This is a genomic window from Stenotrophomonas sp. KH_052 (genome assembly GCF_057838755.1).
The window spans coordinates 570,186-586,991 of the sequence record NZ_CM174475.1; the positions used below are offsets into that span (position 1 = coordinate 570,186).

Genomic DNA, 16,806 nt, shown 5'->3' on the forward strand with positions numbered 1-16,806 from the left:
GCAGCGTCCTGGGAAACGGGCTGGTTCAGAACCAGCCCTCGCCGATGTAGCGGCACCATTGACGGAAGTCGTGGATGGCGCGGATGCGGTACAGGCGCGCGCCGACGCGCTTGCGCAGGCTGACATGCTGCGGGATGTGCTTGAGACGCTCGTTTTCATCGGCAACATAGCGTGCCCAGAAATGCTCGTTGCGCTCGCGCAGTTCGGTGCGGTCGACCGCTGGCAACGCGTGCATCTGGCGAAGCACTGCCTCGAACTGGGTCGAGGAGGTATCCCAATCGGGCCAGGCCTCGGCCGTGGCAATCGCGTTGTGCTTCAGCCGCTGCAGTTCATCCGGAGAGTCCTTCAGCAGATTCAGGGCATTGACCACGCCGGCTTCGTCGTCACGCTGCAGGACCAGGGCGTTCTCGCCATTACGGATGTACTCGTCATGGCCGGTGACGTTGTAGACGATCGCGGTGCCGCCGCAGTGGAACATCTCCAGCGGCGGTCCGAACATGCCTTCGACATAGCTCAGCTTGACGATCACATCGCATGAGCGATAGATAGCGGGAACCTGGTCGATCGGAACCCTCGAGAACAGGCGGTCAACTCCCGGGTACCAGCGCAGCTGACTGGAAGTCAGCAGCCAGGTCTGGTCGGCGCGGCTGTTGCGGGCCAGTTTCAGGCTGCGGCCGACGTTCTTGAAGAACACACCGAACGGTCCTTCGACCAGCACGCGCAGATCGCGGTTACGCGGTGCGTGGGCCGGGCCGTCCAGGCGATAGAGATCCTTGCGGATGCCATTGCGTACCAAGCGGGCATCGTTTCCATGGCGTTCCCGCAGGTGCTCCTGGATCCAGGTCGCCTCGGTGACGACCGGGAGCCCCAGATCGTAGGTGCTGTCGACCAGCGACTGCAGCGGCCGTTCCGCGTCCGGGTAGAAGCGCGATTCGATGGATTGCACGAAGTAGGCGTACTGGTCGGCATTGATCTTGTGCAGCTCGGTAGCGGTACGCCACCAGGTGGCGACCGCCAGATCGAAGTGCTCCTCGCCGAGGTCCCAGATCTGCACGATCCGCAGGACATCAAGTGCGGGGTGCCACTTGCGTTGGCTCGCGACATAGGGGTACTGCAGTACCAGGGTGACGTCATGCCCTTCCTGGATCGCATGCAGTGCATGCTGGAACACCACGTAGGTACCACCGCTGATGTCGGCAGAGCCGACAAAGAACGCAATTTTCATTCAGGCTTCCCGGTGATCAATCTTCAATGCCGCGCAGTCGACCTGAGGCGTAGCGCGAGGCAACCCAGCGGCCGCCGCGCTGCAGGCAGGTCAACAGGGGCCAGAAGCCGAGGTTGTCCACGCCATTGCGGCGCAATGACAGGTAGAAACGAAGCTTGTCGATGAACGATGGTTGATGTGCGCCGACATCGAAGGTGGAATGGTTGAACACGCCGAAGTTCTCGACGTGGTAAACGTTCTCGAACCACTCGATTGCGGCCTGGTCTGGCTGCAGCAGCATGCGTGCATGCGCGCGCGTGGCCAGGCGTTCCAGCTCACGGGCAGGGATGTTGTGGTGGCGGAAGACGCGATCCAGTTCAACGAACAGGTCCCACAACTGGGCTTGCAGCGGTGCGACCTTGCTGCGGAACAGCGACTCCTCGCTGAACTCCTGGTGGCTCACCACGGGCAGGCCGTTGGCATCGAAGCTGTAGCACAATGCCGAGCCATGGTCGGCCGCGAGCACGACTTCGAACAGTGCTCGGTTTTCGTTGAAAACTGCGAAGTTGCGGCTGGTGTTGCCAACGCAGGAGAACAGCAGGCCATCCTTCCGGTTCCGGGCCGAAGCCGAACCGCTGGCCACCAGGCCGATGTAATGGCCTTGTACGGCTGTCAGGCCGTTGTCCGCACCGATGACGATGGCCGAAATGTTGTCCTGGATGGTGCCCTTCCAGCCCACATCGACCAGATGCAGGGTCTGGGCTGTGGGGTCGGCCCCGAAGGCGTTCAGGTAGGCGAGGAACGCCGAGCGGCGTGCCAGGCGTTCCTGTTCATAGGTCTGCTGGAACAGCGCATCGGCACGCAGGCGGGCGAAGACTTCGCTGGACGGGAGGTCATCCTGGATGGCGTCGGCCCCAACGCCAAGGCGCTCGGCCAGTTCAGCAGACATCGACTGCAGGCCAAGGCTGGACAGGAAGTCGTTGAGCGAGATGCGCCGATACTGGCGGAACAGCGTCTCGAAGGTTTCCTGGGCCAGTGGCTGCAGTGACGGCAGCAGGGTGGCGCGGCGCGAGACCTCGAGATAATGGCTGCGAATGCGGACTGCGCCCTGGAGCTGCCGCGTGCTCTGGTAGTGGTCGAACAGGCGCTTCAGGAACTGGCCCTCACGGGCCAGGAAAAACACATCGCGGGCACCCTCGCGGACCAGGCGCGCATGTAGACGGTCGATGAAAAGATGGAGCGTGAGCGCAAGCTCGCGGAACACGCCGGGTCCTGCACTGAGCAGGCGATTGACGTCGGCACGGGTACGGGCAAGGTCGGCGGCACGTTCAGCCAGCACCTGGTAATGGGCGTGACGTCGACTGCGATCCAGGTGGATGGCGTGGAGTCCAGCGGCCCTGGCGTTGTTGAAATCAGCGTGCTCGTTGTCGCCGATCATCAGCACCCGGCCTGGCGCGATGCCCGTTTCCGCAAGCAGGCGGGCATACATTCCATTGCCGCGCTTGGTCGTGAACGAATCGCATGATACGAACATGCGTTTGAAGGCCGTATCCAGCCCATGATGGGCAAGGAACCGCTGGAAAACATCGGTTTCAAGATAGAAATCGCTGACCAGCCAGCATTCAATGCCCTTTGCCGCTAGCTCCCGGACCAGGCCAACCACCTGTTCGTCCAGCTGCTGAGTAGACAATTCCAGCGAGACTTCCAGGTCCAGCGCGAGTGTGGTGAATGCGGTGCGAGGCATCGACTGCAGCCCCGGGTTGGCGTCCCAGAGTTCGATATAGACCTCGCTGGCGCGGAATTCGCTGTCCAGGCCGGGACCACGGTCGATGGCGCAATGAGCGGCCTCGCGCGCGTTGCGCTGGCGATACAGCTCGGGGCCGTCAGGACCCTCTGGGAAGGTGCGGGCAATCCCCTCGGCCCACAGCCGCTTTACGTCCTCCGGATGGACGCCCCGCGATACCAGGGTATCGAAGTAGTCGAAGCAGACCACCGAAGGCTGAATGCGTTCAATTTCACTCATGACCCCCTTCGGGTCGATATCGGTGCAATGCTCTTGGGTCATGGACTGTCGTGAATGGCCTGTAGCGAAAGGGTGCGGGTTACGCAAGAGGGGATAGAGATGGTATCAGCGTCGCCTGGGACCGCGGTAGCGCAAAGGTGGCGAGGCTCGGATATCATGTCCGGCTGAAAATGACGCGGCCTGAATGGGCTGTGCGCCGTTCATCCGAAGGATGTGGACCTGGGACCCGCAATGAGCATTGACAATCCGGACGGCAGATTGGTGTCTATCGTCGTACCCTGCTACAACGAGGAAGAGGTGCTGGCCGAGACACTGCGCCGCCTCTCCGAGACCGCAGAGACCCTTGAGGCCCGCGGTTTGAAGGTTGAACTGGTATTCGTTGACGATGGCAGCCGGGATCGTACCCGTCAACTGCTGAGGCACTATGCCGCCAGTGATCGTCGTGTCCGCATGCTGGGCTTCGCACGCAATTTTGGCCATCAGCTGGCGGTAACCGCCGGCATCGACGCAGCGCGCGGCGATGCCGTGGTCCTGATCGACGCCGACCTGCAGGATCCGCCGGAAGTGATCGCGGAAATGGTCGATCGCTGGGAAGAGGGGTTCGACGTGGTCTATGGAACCCGCACGGACCGTCCAGGTGAATCGCGGTTCAAGCTGGCCACTGCTCGCGCCTTCTACCGCGTGCTCAACCACCTGTCCGATGTGCCGATCCCGTTGGATACAGGGGACTTCCGCCTGATGAGCCGCGATGTTGTCGAGGTGCTGAAGTCGATGCCGGAGCAGGATCGCTTCGTTCGCGGCATGGTCAGCTGGGTGGGTTTCAACCAGATTGCCTTGCCCTATCGCCGTGACAAGCGTTTTGCGGGCGAAAGCAAGTATCCGTTGCGGAAGATGGTGCGCTTCGCGACCGACGGAATCCTGTCTTTTTCGGCCAAGCCACTGCAGATTTCGGTGACGCTGGGTGTGCTGAGTTCGTTGCTCGCGATGCTCGTCATCGTCTATTCGCTGGCCATGCGCCTGTTCACCCAGGTATGGGTGCCGGGCTGGACCGCACTGATGATCGCGGTGCTGTTCCTGGGGGGCGTGCAGCTGATCTGCGTCGGCATCCTGGGCGAGTACATCGGCCGCATCTACCGTGAGGTCAAGCGTCGCCCGTTGTACATCGTGCAGGAAACGAGGGATGGCACCGCTGCCGTCAGTCGGACGGAGTCTGGTGAATGAGGGGGGCCCGAAAGGTCCTGCGACTGCTGGTCGGGGTGGGGGTGGCGGGCTTGTTCGGCTGGCTGGTGCTGCGCCAGGTCAGCGTCGAGCAGATGAAGAATGCCTTTGCCAACGTCGGCTGGGGCTGGCTGGGTCTGGCCCTGTTTTGCTTCCTGCTGGGCTACTCTGCACGTATCGAACGCTGGCGCCGGATGTTGGCGCGCGACAACGCCGACCTGCGTTGGCGCGACTGCGCGGGACCGTTCATGGGCAGTTTCGCCATGAACAATGTACTGCCGATGCGCGCTGGCGACATCCTCCGTGCCTTTGCATTCAATGACCGTCTGGGCGTTACCTCCGGCGTGGTGGTGGCGACCCTGTTCGTCGAGCGCCTGCTGGACCTGCTGATGGTCGTGCTGCTGCTCGGCATTGCCTTGTGGGTCAGTGGCGCCAGTGATTCGCTGGCCGGCGGCGTCGGGATCTGGACGCTGGCGGCGGCAGGGCTGGTAATTGCCCTGGCGCTGTTGTTCCCGGGCGCGTTCTCGCCGTTGCTGGCCTGGGGCGGTCGCCTGCTCTCGCGCATTTCGCCCCGCATCGGAGCCCGCGTGCAGGGTGAACTGTTGAAGGGGGTCGATACCCTTGGCCATCTTTCCGGCAAGGGCACCATGGCCGGCCTGATGCTGTGGTCGGTGCTGGCATGGACCGGCGAGGGGCTGGTGTTCTACCTGTGCGCCAAGGCGCTGGCCAGCCTCGCTGTTGCCGCCGCAGCCTGGCTGGCTTTGCCGCTGGGAACGCTGGCCACGCTGCTCCCCGGCACGCCAGGTTATGTGGGGACTTTCGATTACTTCGTGGTCAGGGCGATGAAGGCGATGGGCAATGGTGTTGCCGAATCGACGGTCTATGCGCTGCTGGTCCATTTCATGTTGTGGCTGCCGCCGACAGTGATTGGCGGTCTGTTCCTGATGACCCGTTCGATGCGGGGCAAGCCGTCTTCCGAGGATAGGAAATGAAGAACAAGAGCGTTGCCATCATCGGTGGCGGATTCACCGGTCTTACCGCTGCTTATGAACTGGCACGCAATGGCGTGCAGGTGACGTTGCTGGAGGCCGAAGCCGATGTTGCCGGCCTGGCAGCAGCATTCGACGTCGGTGGGGAGAAGCTGGATTGCTTCTATCACCACTGGTTCACCAACGACCTGGAGGTCATGCAGCTCATCGACGAGCTGGGTCTCAATGACCGGGTTGAAGTGAATCCGACGAACACTGGCATGTACTACGCCAACAACTTCTTCCGCCTGTCCACTCCATGGGACCTGCTCAACTTCACACCGCTTTCGTTCGTCGATCGCATCCGCCTGGGCCTGCTCGCCCTGCGCGCGCGCAGGGTCAAGCACTGGATGGAGCTGGAAGGCCTGACTGCGGCCCAATGGTTGAAGAGCCTGGGCGGCGAGAAGGTCTATGAGGTGGTGTGGGAGCCGCTGCTGAAGGGCAAGTTCGGCCCTTACGCCGAGACGATTTCCGCCGTGTGGTTCTGGAACAAGCTGAAGTTGCGTGGCGGCAGCCGTGGCAAGGGCGGTGAAGAGCGTCTTGCCTATTTCCGCGGTGGCTTTGCCAGCCTGGCCGAGGCGTTGGCGGCCCGCATCGTGGCGCTGGGGGGCAAGGTGATCACCGGTACCCGGGTCGACAGCTTCGCCCCCAATGGCGATGGCTGGCAGTTGCAGACGAGTGCCGGCCCGATCGATGCCGACAAGGTGCTGGCCACCACCGCGCTGCCGCTGGTGGCCGACATGGTCTCCGGCTGGGCGTCGCCGGAGTATGTGCAGTCTTTGCAGCGCATCCAGTACATCGGCAATGTCTGCCTGGTGCTGGAGATGGACCGCAAGCTGTCTGATACCTATTGGTTGAACGTCAACGATCCCAGCTTCCCGTTCGTCGGCGTCATCGAGCACACCAACTTCGAGCGGGCCGAGACCTACGGCGGCAGCCATATCGTGTATCTGTCCAAGTATCTGCCGCATACGGATGCGCTCTATTCGATGGACCGCGATCAGTTCCTCGACTTCGCGCTGCCTTATCTGCAGAAGATGTTCCCGGCACTGCGCCGCGAATGGATCACCAAGCACCACCTGTGGCGTGCACGCTGGTCGCAACCGGTTGTCGAAAAGTTCTACAGCCGCCTGATTCCCGAAGTGCGTGGGCCGGAACAGGGCTTCTACCTGTGCTCGATGGCGCAGATCTATCCGGAAGACCGTGGTACCAACTATGCGATCCGCGAAGGTCGCAAAGTGGCGCACGAAATCCTTGGGAGCTGAACCATGCCGGTTGTCGCCCGGATACTGCTGACCCTGTTGCTGGGGTACCTGTGCCTGGTGGCCGGCCGTGCCGTGCTGGCCTTCCAGTACAACACCTGGGGGGAGAGCTACTACGTCCTGGTGGACGACGCTGAAAAAAAGGTGTTCGATCAGCGTGCACGGCACATCCCGGTAGAAGCACTGGAGGGGCGTGGTCTGCGCTGGGAAGGCGACGTCCTGACCCGGGACGGACAGCCTCTGTCCAGTCATGCCGACAAGCAGGTGAAAGTATTTCATGCCGGTGGCGGTCCGCTGCACTCGGCGGCGGTTCGCTGGCTGGGCCTTGGAGTTGTCCTTGTCTTGACGATCCTGATGTGGCGCCGCCAGGTTGCAGGGCGCTGGCTGGGTCGGCTGCGCACCGCCTGTCCATGGTTGCGGCCGGTGGATCTGCTGGTGGCGGCAGGCCTGTTGCTGTTCTCCCTGCTCAAGGTAGGCATCATCGACATGGGCCCCTTCGGGCAGGTCGTCACCGGGCTGCAGTTCGGACTGAACTTCTACGTCCATGACGTGCTGGTCGGTACCAGTGGGGCGCTGACGATCTACCCGTACAACCCGGTGAGCCTGATCTGGATGCAGGCCCTCGCTTGCATTCAGGGCGACCTGCAGTCGATCGGGATGAATCTGCGTCCCTATGCACTGGTCAGCCTGTCGATCGTGGCTGCCTATATCTGGCTGTGCCTGGAATTGCAGTTGCTGTTCAAGGAGCGCTGGCGCGGCAATCCGCGCCTGCTGTTCTTCGTACTGCTGTTCAATCCCTTCGGCCTCTACTATTCGCTGGTCCTGGGCCAGGTCGATGTGATTGCGGTGGCCCTGCTGGTGGCGGGCGCGCGCCGGGTTCTCGCTCCGGGAACACTGGCCGCCGGACTGGGCCTGGTGGTGCTGGGCCTGGTGTTCGCCAAGCCTCAGCACATGCTGGTCCTCCCTGCATTGGCCATCGCCCTGTTCGCTGCCCGTAGGCAGGCACTCAAGGGGCGCATCCTGCTGATCGCGGCCGCGGTGACAGTGGCCAGCCTGGCCATCTACTGGAGCTACGGTCGGGTGCCGGCCTATGCCCTGTCACTGGGGGTGAACCCGCAGTCGCAGCGGATCGGCTGGGCCACCTGGTTCCCGTTGTTTGGCGATGCAGTGGTGATCAACCGACCGTTGGCCTTCCTGACCATTGCGTTCCTGGTCCTGGCTTACCGGGTGAAGCACGTTGCCGATGGCATGGGGGCCTGGCAGGTTGTCGCGCTGGTGACCGCAGCATTAACTGCCTGGTTCCAGGCGGCCTATGCGCACACCTTCGGCATGGCCATGCTGATGTTCCCGGCCCTGATGCTGCTGGTGGCCGAAGCTGAGGACCGTTGGCGTGCCGCGGGTGTCTGGCTGGCGTCGATCCTCCTGTTGGTGGGTTGGGGAACCGGCGAGGTCGGGGACATGGCGGGCATCTTCGGCAAAGTGCTTTTCAGCCCGGAAAGGGTCCATCACATCGTGGCATTGGGTGTGAACTATCCGTCCCTGCTGGCGACGTTGGAGGCGGCAGCCTACATCGCATTTGGCGTGATGTTGATGCTGCGCCTGCTGGGTGGTGCGGAAACGGCAGACGCCGGTCGCTACATCGATCGTTGAGCACTGCATGAAAGAGGCCGGCCCTGTCGGGGCCGACCTTCACTTTCAGCAGATCAGAGCGCTTTTTCCAGCTCTGGCAGGATCGCAAACAGATCCCCCACCAGGCCGATATCGGCAATCTCGAAGATCGGCGCGTCGCCGTCCTTGTTGATCGCCACGATCGTGCCGGCATCCTTGATGCCGGTCAGGTGCTGGATTGCACCACTGATGCCAACGGCCACGTACAGTTCCGGCGCGATGATCTTGCCGGTCTGGCCGACCTGCAGGTCGCTGGGCACGTAGCCGGCATCGACCGCCGCACGCGAAGCACCGACGGCGGCACCGAGCTTGTCGGCCAGCTGGAAGATGACCTTGAAGTTCTCTTCCGAACCGACACCACGACCACCGGAGACCACACGCTTGGCGCTCTGCAGGTCCGGGCGGTCGCTGGCACCGGCGGCTAGGCCGACGAAGCGGGTGTGGCCCGGCAGCGCGGCATCGACACTGGCGGCTTCAATCGCGGCGCTGCCGCCTTGGGCGGCTTCCGGCCACGAGGCTGCACGCACGGTGGCGACCACGATCTGATCGGCCGGGGCTTCCACGGTGATGATCGCGTTGCCGGCGTAGATCGGACGCTTGAAGGTGTGGCTACCTTCAACGCTCATCAGGTCGGAGACCTGGTTGACGCCGAGCAGGGCGGCCACACACGGCATCAGGTCCTTGCCGAAGGTGGTCGACGGGCCGAACACGTGGGTGTAACCCTTGGCCAGCTGCGCGATCTGCGGCGCCAGCACCTGGGCGATGGCCTGCGCATTGGCAGCGCTGGCCACGGTCAGGACCTTGGCGACGCCAGCGATCTTCGCGGCCTCGGCGGCAACGGCGGCCGGGTCGGCGGCCAGCACCAGCACGTCGATGCTGGCACCGCTGATGGCGGCAGCAGCGCTGACGGTCTTGGCGGTAGCGGCGTTGAGCTTACCGTCGTGGTGCTCGGCGATGACGAGAATCCTGCTCATTACAGCAACCCCTTCTGCTTGAGTGCGGCAACCAGTTCGGCTGCGTCCTTGACCATCACACCCTTGCTGCGCTTGGACGGCGCTGCGTACTGGGTGGTCTTGAAGGTGTCGGCGGCTTCAACGCCGAGGTCGGCCAGCTGCAGGGTCTCCAGCGGCTTGGCCTTGGCCTTCATGATGTCCGGCAGCTTGATGAAGCGCGGCTCGTTCAGGCGCAGGTCGGTGGTGACCACGGCCGGCAGATCGACTTCCAGTGTTTCCAGGCCAGCATCGACTTCACGGGTGACCGTGGCCTTGCCGTCGGCGATCTCGAGCTTGCTGGCGAAGGTCGCCTGCGGGCGGCCCCACAGCGTGGCCAGCATCTGGCCGGTCTGGTTGGCGTCGTCGTCGATGGCCTGCTTGCCGAGGATCACCAGGTCCGGCTGTTCCTTCTCGATCAGCTTGAGCAGGGTGCGCGAGGCGGTCAGCGGCTGGATGGCCTGGTCGGTGACGACGTGGATGGCACGGTTGGCGCCCATGGCCAGGCCGTTGCGCAGGTGCGCCTGGGCGTCGGCCGGCGCGATGGTGGCAACCACGACTTCGCTGGCGATGCCCTTGTCGCGCAGGCGCAGGGCTTCTTCCAAGGCGATTTCATCGAAGGGGTTGGGGGACAGCTTGACGCCGTCGGTGACCACGCCGGAACCGTCCGGCTTGACCTGAATGCGGACGTTGTAGTCCACCACGCGCTTGTACGCGACGAGGATTTTCATCTGCTGCTCGATCCTTGTAGTGCCGGCCGCTGGCCGGCTCACAGTTGCGGAGAACGCCCGGTCCTGCAACAGCAACCGGTTCGGGGGTGGGACCCCGATTCTAGCTGGCTTGGGGTGACCATGCGAATGCGTATGGTTTTGCTGCGGCGCGGCAAAATCCATCGCGCCGGGTCCTTTGTTCATGCTCGGCAGACAGTTGGCGGGGGCCCTCCATGTATTCTGTATGGCTGAATCGGACGGTTCTCATATCGCCGAACTTCGATAGATCGATCAGGAGAACAGGTAGTGCCCACATGGCTTGTCACCGGCGGCGCCGGATTCATTGGCGGTAACTTCGTTCTCGAAGCCGTCGCGCGCGGCGTCAAGGTCATCAACCTTGATGTGCTGACCTACGCCGGCAACCTGAAGACCCTGTCCAGCCTTGATGGCAACCCGAACCACCTGTTCGTCCAAGGCGACATCGGTGACCGCGAACTGGTCACCCGCCTGCTGGCCGAGCACCGGCCGGACGCGGTGCTCAACTTCGCCGCCGAGAGCCACGTGGATCGCTCCATCGACGGTCCGGGCGCCTTCATCCAGACCAACGTGGTGGGTACCCTGGGCCTGCTGGAAGCGGTCCGTGACTACTGGAAGGCGCTGCCGGCCGAGCAGGGTGCGGACTTCCGCTTCCTGCACGTGTCCACCGACGAGGTGTACGGCACCCTGGGCGAGACCGGCAAGTTCAGCGAAACCACGCCGTATGCCCCGAATTCGCCGTACTCGGCGTCGAAGGCGGCTTCGGACCATTTGGTCCGCGCCTTCCACCACACCTACGGGCTGCCGGTGCTGACCACCAACTGCTCCAACAATTACGGCCCGTACCACTTCCCCGAGAAGCTGATTCCGCTGGTGATCGCCAAGGCGCTGGCTGGCGAGCCGCTGCCTGTTTACGGCGATGGCAAGCAGGTGCGCGACTGGCTGTTCGTGTCCGACCACTGCGAAGCGATCCGCACCGTGCTGGCCAAGGGCCAGGTCGGCGAGACCTACAACGTCGGCGGCAACTCGGAAAAGCAGAACATCGAAGTGGTGCAGGCGATCTGCGCGCTGCTCGATGCGCGCCGCCCGCGTGAGGATGGCCAGCCGCGCAGCAGCCAGATCACCTACGTGGCCGACCGCCCCGGCCACGACCGCCGCTACGCGATCGATGCGTCGAAGCTGAAGAACGACCTGGGCTGGGAACCGGCCTACACCTTCGAGCAGGGCATCACCTTCACCGTCGACTGGTACCTGGACAACCAGGAATGGGTCAACGGCGTGCTCGACGGCAGCTACCGTCTGCAGCGCATCGGCACCGCGGGCTGAACCCAGGAGACCTCATGACCCAGCGCAAGGGCATCATTCTCGCCGGCGGCTCCGGCACCCGGCTGTATCCGATCACCAAGGGCGTCAGCAAGCAGCTGCTGCCGGTATACGACAAGCCGATGATCTACTACCCGCTCAGCGTGCTGATGCTGGCGGGCATCCGTGAAGTGCTCATCATCAACACCCCGCACGAGCAGGCCCTGTTCCAGCAGCTGCTGGGTGACGGTTCACAGTGGGGCATGGACATTCAGTACGCGGTGCAGCCAAGCCCCGATGGCCTGGCCCAGGCCTACCTGATCGGCCGTGATTTCGTGGCCGGCAAGCCGAGCTGCCTGGTGCTGGGTGACAACATCTTTCACGGCCATGGCCTGCGTGAAATGCTGAGGCGCGCGGACGCGCGCGATCAGGGCGCCACAGTGTTTGGCTACTGGGTCAACGATCCTGAGCGCTACGGCGTGGCCGAGTTCGACAAGAGCGGCAAGGTGATCGACCTGGTCGAAAAGCCGGAAAACCCGCGTTCGAACTACGCGGTCACTGGCCTGTACTTCTACGACGGCAACGCCAGCAATCACGCCGTCGACCTGAAGCCCTCGCCGCGCGGCGAACTGGAGATCACCGACCTCAACAAGCGCTATCTGCAGGAAGGCAATCTGCACCTGGAAGCGCTCGGTCGTGGCTATGCCTGGCTTGATACCGGCACCCATCAGTCGCTGTTGGAAGCCTCCAACTTCATCGAGACCATCCAGACCCGTCAGGGCCTGCAGGTCTGCTGTCCGGAAGAAATCGCGTTCGGCCAGGGCTGGATCACCGCCGAGCAGCTGGAAGCACTGGCTGCACCGCTGATCAAGAATGGCTACGGCCAGTACCTGCACAAGCTCGCGCTGCGTGGAGTCGTTCCGTGAAAGTGATTGAAACCAGGTTGCCCGGCTGCGTGGTGATCGAGCCGGCCGTGTTTGGTGATGCCCGTGGTTACTTCTTCGAAACCTGGAATGCCGAGCGCTTCGCCGCGCTGGGCCTGCCGCATCGCTTCGTACAGAGCAATGTTTCCACCTCGGCGCAGGGAGTGCTGCGCGGCCTGCATTATCAGTGGCCGCGCCCGCAGGGCAAGTTGGTGAGCGTGCTGGAAGGGGAGGTCTATGATGTCGCCGTAGATATCCGCCGTGGCTCGCCGACCTTCGGCCAGTGGGAAGCGGTAGTGCTGAGCGCCGAGAACAAGAAGCAGTTCTGGATTCCGGATGGCTTCGCGCACGGCTTTGCGGTGCTGTCCGAACGCGCGGTGTTCAGTTACCTGTGCACCGAGGTGTACCTCAAGGACTTCGATGCCGGCGTGCGCTGGAACGATGCGGACATCGCCGTGGACTGGCCGATCAGTGCACCGACGCTGTCGGCCAAGGATGAGAGTGCTCCCTTCCTGAAGGACATCGCTGAAGACCGCCTGCCGGTCTACGTGCCATGACCGTTCTGGTATTCGGCGGCAACGGCCAGGTCGGCCAGGAACTGCTGCGCGCGCTGGTGCCGCTGGGCAAGGTGGTCACGACCACCCGCAGCGGCATCCTGCCTGATGGCAGTGTCTGCCAAACCGCCGATTTCGACCAGCCGGACAGCCTGCCGGCCTTGCTCGACCGGCTTCAGCCATCGGTCGTAGTCAATGCGGCGGCTTACACCGCCGTCGACCGTGCCGAACGGGAAGTCGACGCGGCCTTTGCGGTCAACGCACAGGCACCGGGCGTGATCGCGCGTTGGTGTGCGGCGCATGATGTGCCGTTCGTGCATTACTCCACCGACTATGTGTTCGATGGCCAGGGCACGGCACCGTACCGTGAGGACGAGCCGACCGCACCGCTGGGTGTCTATGGCATCAGCAAGCGTGATGGCGAGGACGCCGTACGGGCTGCGGGAGGACGCCATCTGATCTTCCGCACGGCATGGGTGTATGCCTCGCATGGCGCGAACTTCCTGCGCACCATGCTGCGTGTGGGCGCCGAGCGCGATCGGCTGCGCGTGGTGGCTGATCAGATCGGTACACCGACCTCTGCAGCGCTGATCGCCGATGTTACGGTGTTGGCACTGCAACGATCACCATCATTGTCGGGCACCTGGCACCTGACGGCGAACGGCCAGACCAGCTGGCATGGATTCGCCGAAGCGATCTTTGCCGAAGCACTCGCGCTGGGCCTGCTGGAGCGGGTGCCGGACGTCGAGGCGATCCCCGCTGCTGATTACCCCACGCCTGCGCGACGCCCGTCATGGTCGGTGCTGGACAACCGTGGCCTGCAGCAGGCGCTGGAGATCCAGTTGCCCGACTGGCGTCATGGCTTGCACGCGGTGATGCGGCAACTATTGCGGCAGCAGCAGTGACTCTCACTGCGCGCAGTGATGACCACCGGGTTTGATCCGCCGGTACAGCGTGCCGCCAAAGATGCCGTAGTGCTTGGCCGGGTCGGCTGGAAGGACGCCGATCTGCTCGTACAGCGAAGACATTGCGATCGCCTGCTCCAGCTCGTGCGCGCCTGGCCAGTCGGTGCGCGTGGTGGTCAACACCAGGTCGGGAGAGCAGGTCGCAAGCTCTTTCGCGAGCCGTGCTGGATCAAGGTCGAGCTGGATGATACGCGCACTGAGGTTGTTCAGTTCACCGGAGGGTGGCAGGCGCCCGGACAGCGGATACACGCTGAACATGAAGCCGCTGATGCTGGCGGACGCACCGGGCGGTGCGGCATCACGCAGCATGCGTGCAGCCAGTAGATAGTTGGATCGCTCGATCTGGTCGGCAGGCCAACCGTGCTGGACCAACTGTTGGACTTCGGCCAATGCCTGGGGGCTTTCCTTCGCCTGCGTGAGCACTGGAGGCACCAATAGCAGTGCTTCGCCAATGGCGAGCACGCCGATGGCAAGCCTGGTGCGCTTCGCACCGGCCGGGAGCAAGGTGCGCCAGGCTAGCGCGCAGAGCATGGCCATGGCCGGCAGCATCACGGCGAAGTGATAGGGGAAGCCGGCCTTGGTGGCGGGTTCCACCAGCGGCAGCAGGGCGCATGCGAACCAGAACAATGAACGCCGCAGCAGCCAGTGATCCCGACGGGCGACGATCATGGCCAGCAGTACGACCGTGGCCACGATCGACAGCGCGCACGCGATCGGCGCAGCAGCTACACTGCGGCGGGCCGCCAGCAGGAACAGTTCCATCGTTTGTGGTTGGGCCGAGTAGACTGCGCCGGAGCCCCGATAAGCGTCCAGCAGGCTCGTCAGATCTCCACGCAGTGCGATATCAAGCGCCAGCAGAGGGAGCGCCAATGCTGCGCCGCCGGCACACATGGCCAATGCCTGGCGGCGGCCGTGACTGATCCAGGCTGCAGCGACTGCGAGCACGGCGAACGGCGCCAGTGTCTCGCGCAGCAGTACGCCGAACGCGATCAGTACTCCCATCAGGAGCCATCGATGGAAGGATGCGGAGTCCGCGCGCTGCCACAGCAGTACGGCTGCGAACAGAGGTATGAAGGCCGCCTGATAGCTGTTCTTGAATCCATACTGGATGAACTCGGTATGGTTCATCCCAAGAAGGAACGGCGCGCCCAGCAGCAATGGCCCCCACCACCGGCTTCCGGACTCGCGGGCGATCATGGCCAGTAGCAACAGGCCAGCCACGCTGGCGATGATCAGGTCGGCCAAGCGGAGCATGGGCAGTGATTCTGCCTGCAGCCCGTTGATCCACGACAGCAGGATGGGATAGAGCATCAGTGGCCCATCCCCGGGTAGTTGTCCTGAGCCCTCCAGCAACAGGTACGCCTTCATCGCGAAATAGGCCATGTAGCCTTCGTCGGTGGCAGGCGGCGAACGCAATAGCAGCAGGCGCGGCAGGGCAATGGTCAGAACCACGATGACCAGCCAGGGCAGCCAGGCGTGGACGCGTGAGGAGGGGCGCACATGTGCCATCAGTGGAGGCTCGCGAGAACTACACCAGCGCAGACCAGGCCCGCGCCCAACCAGAAGCGCAGGGTCAAACGTTCCTTGAAGAGGGCGGCACACAGTACGGGAACCGTGAGGTAGGCCAGTGCGGCGAACACCACCAGCATCGATAGCGGCAGCGTACGCAGCAGCACGATCACCAGTAGGACCGAAGTCAACTGCAATCCGATCGCAAGCATCAGAAGCAGCCACTTGCCTGCCTGCTTGTGGGTGCGTGCAGCGGCCTTCATCGCCAGCTGTGACAGAGTGCTGGCACATACCGAGGTAAGTCCGAGGGAAAGTTCAGCGGGCGTCATGTTGGCCATTGGCCCCGTTGATGATGAACAGGCCGATCACGATCAGTGCGACGCCGGCCATGAAGCCTGGCGGCAGAATCTCACCGAACAGACCCGCGGCGGCCAGGGGCGTGAGCAGGTAGATCAATGCCGTCCATGGATAGGCGGCGGAGAGAGGCATCGCCCGAAGCGTGATGAACCAGCAGACAAACCCCAACGCAGAAGCAGCCAGTCCAGCATGCAACCAGGGATTGAGCAGCGTCTGCGGGCCGATTCCGCTTTCGCCGGAGGAGCGCAGGCCTGCGTACTTGAATGCGACCTGGGCGGCGGTCATGAACAGGATCATGGCCGCGAGGGCGGAATGATTTCGTGCCACATGGCTCATCGCTGCGCCAGCATGACGTTCTGGCCACAGGCGATGTCACGGGCGAGAGGCAGCTGCTCGACCAATGGCTCCAGTAACCGCAGGCCACGCGCGGCTGCGTCGGGGCAAAAGAAGGGCACGAGATTGATGGTGGAGGTGCTGATCTTGCTGAAGCCGGCGGCGCGCAGCCAGTTGCGGATTGCCCAGGGCGTGAACGAGCGCTCTTCGTGTTCGATGTGATAGCGGGAAAAGCGCTCCAGTAGTTTCAGCACCGGATTGAGGCCATTCGGCTCCACCACCACGATGCTACCCTTGAAGCCAGCCAAGCCGGCGATGGCACCGGCTGGGTCCGGCAGGTGGTGCAGGACGCCCCGTAGCACGATGCAGTCGAAGCTTCCTTCTTCCAGGACGGCGCTGATGTCATAGATGTTGCCGACGGCAAATTCCACCTGGGAGGCAAGGCCATGCGCGGCTGCGCGCGCCTGCGCGGCCTCGATCGCAACGGCGGCAGGATCGACCCCTAGTGCGTGGGCTGCTCCCATGCCCGGAAACTCGAGCGTATAGGAACCATCGCCGCACCCCAGATCCAGTACGCGCTTGCCCTGGAACGGGAAGGCGGCAGCAACCGCGTTGCTGATGCGTGCATTGGCCAGATTGGAGGACAGGCGATCGGTGGTATAGCGATAGGAACCGGTCGCGCGGACGTCGTCATCGAACTGTGCGACGTTCTTCTTCACCAGCGG

At 63.4% G+C, this 16,806-nt stretch carries 16 protein-coding genes; 8 read left to right on the top strand and 8 right to left on the bottom strand.

The genetic code is table 11. The features are described from left to right. Positions 1-25: 25 nt before the first annotated feature. Positions 26-1,225 carry a glycosyltransferase family 4 protein gene (locus AC3ITW_RS02535; protein WP_065722710.1) on the bottom strand — a complete coding sequence of 400 codons (1,200 nt, stop codon included), beginning with the start codon at positions 1,223-1,225 and terminating at the stop codon, positions 26-28. A gap of 16 nt (positions 1,226-1,241) precedes the next feature. Continuing rightward, positions 1,242-3,227: an HAD family hydrolase gene (locus AC3ITW_RS02540; RefSeq protein WP_161994210.1), complete on the bottom strand. Its 1,986-nt coding sequence runs from the start codon at positions 3,225-3,227 to the stop codon at positions 1,242-1,244. A gap of 261 nt (positions 3,228-3,488) precedes the next feature. Between AC3ITW_RS02540 and AC3ITW_RS02545 the strand changes: the two genes are divergently transcribed. The 4 genes from AC3ITW_RS02545 to AC3ITW_RS02560 are packed head-to-tail and all read left to right on the top strand — an operon-like array spanning position 3,489 to position 8,385. Next, positions 3,489-4,448, top strand: coding sequence for a glycosyltransferase family 2 protein (locus AC3ITW_RS02545; RefSeq protein ID WP_217491433.1), 960 nt, complete (start codon positions 3,489-3,491; stop codon positions 4,446-4,448). Next, a complete protein-coding gene (locus AC3ITW_RS02550; RefSeq protein WP_489390045.1) occupies positions 4,445-5,437 on the top strand; it encodes a lysylphosphatidylglycerol synthase transmembrane domain-containing protein in 993 nt (330 codons plus the stop codon). The genes AC3ITW_RS02545 and AC3ITW_RS02550 overlap by 4 nt, the downstream gene beginning before the upstream one ends. Beyond that, the gene (locus tag AC3ITW_RS02555) at positions 5,434-6,738 is read left to right on the top strand and encodes an NAD(P)/FAD-dependent oxidoreductase (RefSeq protein ID WP_489390046.1); all 1,305 of its coding nucleotides are present in this window, start codon (positions 5,434-5,436) and stop codon (positions 6,736-6,738) included. Before AC3ITW_RS02550 ends, AC3ITW_RS02555 begins: the two co-directional genes overlap by 4 nt. A 3-nt stretch (positions 6,739-6,741) precedes the next feature. Next, complete coding sequence (locus AC3ITW_RS02560; RefSeq protein WP_489390047.1) at positions 6,742-8,385, top strand: hypothetical protein; 1,644 nt, start codon at positions 6,742-6,744, stop codon at positions 8,383-8,385. Between the two features lie 53 nt (positions 8,386-8,438). Here the strand turns inward: AC3ITW_RS02560 and AC3ITW_RS02565 are convergent, their stop codons facing one another. Further along, the gene (locus tag AC3ITW_RS02565; RefSeq protein ID WP_100434003.1) at positions 8,439-9,377 is read right to left on the bottom strand and encodes an electron transfer flavoprotein subunit alpha/FixB family protein; all 939 of its coding nucleotides are present in this window, start codon (positions 9,375-9,377) and stop codon (positions 8,439-8,441) included. Then, complete coding sequence (locus AC3ITW_RS02570; RefSeq protein ID WP_012509979.1) at positions 9,377-10,123, bottom strand: electron transfer flavoprotein subunit beta/FixA family protein; 747 nt, start codon at positions 10,121-10,123, stop codon at positions 9,377-9,379. The genes AC3ITW_RS02565 and AC3ITW_RS02570 overlap by 1 nt, the downstream gene beginning before the upstream one ends. Before the next feature lie 285 nt (positions 10,124-10,408). Between AC3ITW_RS02570 and rfbB the strand changes: the two genes are divergently transcribed. Genes rfbB through rfbD form a run of 4 tightly spaced genes read left to right on the top strand, consistent with a single transcriptional unit; the run spans position 10,409 to position 13,822 of the window. Further along, a complete protein-coding gene (gene rfbB / locus AC3ITW_RS02575; RefSeq protein ID WP_100434004.1) occupies positions 10,409-11,464 on the top strand; it encodes a dTDP-glucose 4,6-dehydratase in 1,056 nt (351 codons plus the stop codon). A 14-nt stretch (positions 11,465-11,478) separates the two neighbouring features. Continuing rightward, positions 11,479-12,366 (top strand): glucose-1-phosphate thymidylyltransferase RfbA, encoded by an 888-nt coding sequence (gene rfbA / locus AC3ITW_RS02580; RefSeq protein WP_065722718.1) that lies wholly within the window; start codon positions 11,479-11,481, stop codon positions 12,364-12,366. After that, positions 12,363-12,920: a dTDP-4-dehydrorhamnose 3,5-epimerase gene (gene rfbC / locus AC3ITW_RS02585; protein WP_065722719.1), complete on the top strand. Its 558-nt coding sequence runs from the start codon at positions 12,363-12,365 to the stop codon at positions 12,918-12,920. Before rfbA ends, rfbC begins: the two co-directional genes overlap by 4 nt. Continuing rightward, positions 12,917-13,822 (top strand): dTDP-4-dehydrorhamnose reductase, encoded by a 906-nt coding sequence (gene rfbD, locus AC3ITW_RS02590; RefSeq protein ID WP_100467772.1) that lies wholly within the window; start codon positions 12,917-12,919, stop codon positions 13,820-13,822. Before rfbC ends, rfbD begins: the two co-directional genes overlap by 4 nt. Positions 13,823-13,825: 3 nt before the next feature. On the opposite strand, the gene AC3ITW_RS02595 is transcribed toward rfbD, so the two are convergent. The 4 genes from AC3ITW_RS02595 to AC3ITW_RS02610 are packed head-to-tail and all read right to left on the bottom strand — an operon-like array spanning position 13,826 to position 16,800. Then, positions 13,826-15,391: a hypothetical protein gene (locus AC3ITW_RS02595; RefSeq protein ID WP_489390048.1), complete on the bottom strand. Its 1,566-nt coding sequence runs from the start codon at positions 15,389-15,391 to the stop codon at positions 13,826-13,828. Beyond that, positions 15,391-15,729 carry a hypothetical protein gene (locus AC3ITW_RS02600; protein ID WP_489390049.1) on the bottom strand — a complete coding sequence of 113 codons (339 nt, stop codon included), beginning with the start codon at positions 15,727-15,729 and terminating at the stop codon, positions 15,391-15,393. Before AC3ITW_RS02600 ends, AC3ITW_RS02595 begins: the two co-directional genes overlap by 1 nt. Further along, a complete protein-coding gene (locus AC3ITW_RS02605) occupies positions 15,707-16,033 on the bottom strand; it encodes an EamA family transporter (RefSeq protein WP_489390050.1) in 327 nt (108 codons plus the stop codon). Before AC3ITW_RS02605 ends, AC3ITW_RS02600 begins: the two co-directional genes overlap by 23 nt. Positions 16,034-16,080: 47 nt before the next feature. After that, entirely contained in the window at positions 16,081-16,800 is a 720-nt protein-coding gene (locus tag AC3ITW_RS02610) for a class I SAM-dependent methyltransferase (protein WP_197737729.1), read from the bottom strand. Positions 16,801-16,806 lie beyond the last annotated feature (6 nt).

Coding starts and splice junctions, on each gene's coding strand:
- AC3ITW_RS02595 (WP_489390048.1), bottom strand. CDS start 15,391: ATGGCACATGTGCGCCCCTCCTCACGCGTCCACGCCTGGCTGCCCTGG.
- AC3ITW_RS02535 (WP_065722710.1), bottom strand. CDS start 1,225: ATGAAAATTGCGTTCTTTGTCGGCTCTGCCGACATCAGCGGTGGTACC.
- AC3ITW_RS02605 (WP_489390050.1), bottom strand. CDS start 16,033: ATGACCGCCGCCCAGGTCGCATTCAAGTACGCAGGCCTGCGCTCCTCC.
- AC3ITW_RS02560 (WP_489390047.1), top strand. CDS start 6,742: ATGCCGGTTGTCGCCCGGATACTGCTGACCCTGTTGCTGGGGTACCTG.
- AC3ITW_RS02550 (WP_489390045.1), top strand. CDS start 4,445: ATGAGGGGGGCCCGAAAGGTCCTGCGACTGCTGGTCGGGGTGGGGGTG.
- AC3ITW_RS02570 (WP_012509979.1), bottom strand. CDS start 10,123: ATGAAAATCCTCGTCGCGTACAAGCGCGTGGTGGACTACAACGTCCGC.
- rfbD (WP_100467772.1), top strand. CDS start 12,917: ATGACCGTTCTGGTATTCGGCGGCAACGGCCAGGTCGGCCAGGAACTG.
- AC3ITW_RS02540 (WP_161994210.1), bottom strand. CDS start 3,227: ATGAGTGAAATTGAACGCATTCAGCCTTCGGTGGTCTGCTTCGACTAC.
- AC3ITW_RS02600 (WP_489390049.1), bottom strand. CDS start 15,729: ATGGCCAACATGACGCCCGCTGAACTTTCCCTCGGACTTACCTCGGTA.
- AC3ITW_RS02565 (WP_100434003.1), bottom strand. CDS start 9,377: ATGAGCAGGATTCTCGTCATCGCCGAGCACCACGACGGTAAGCTCAAC.
- rfbA (WP_065722718.1), top strand. CDS start 11,479: ATGACCCAGCGCAAGGGCATCATTCTCGCCGGCGGCTCCGGCACCCGG.
- AC3ITW_RS02555 (WP_489390046.1), top strand. CDS start 5,434: ATGAAGAACAAGAGCGTTGCCATCATCGGTGGCGGATTCACCGGTCTT.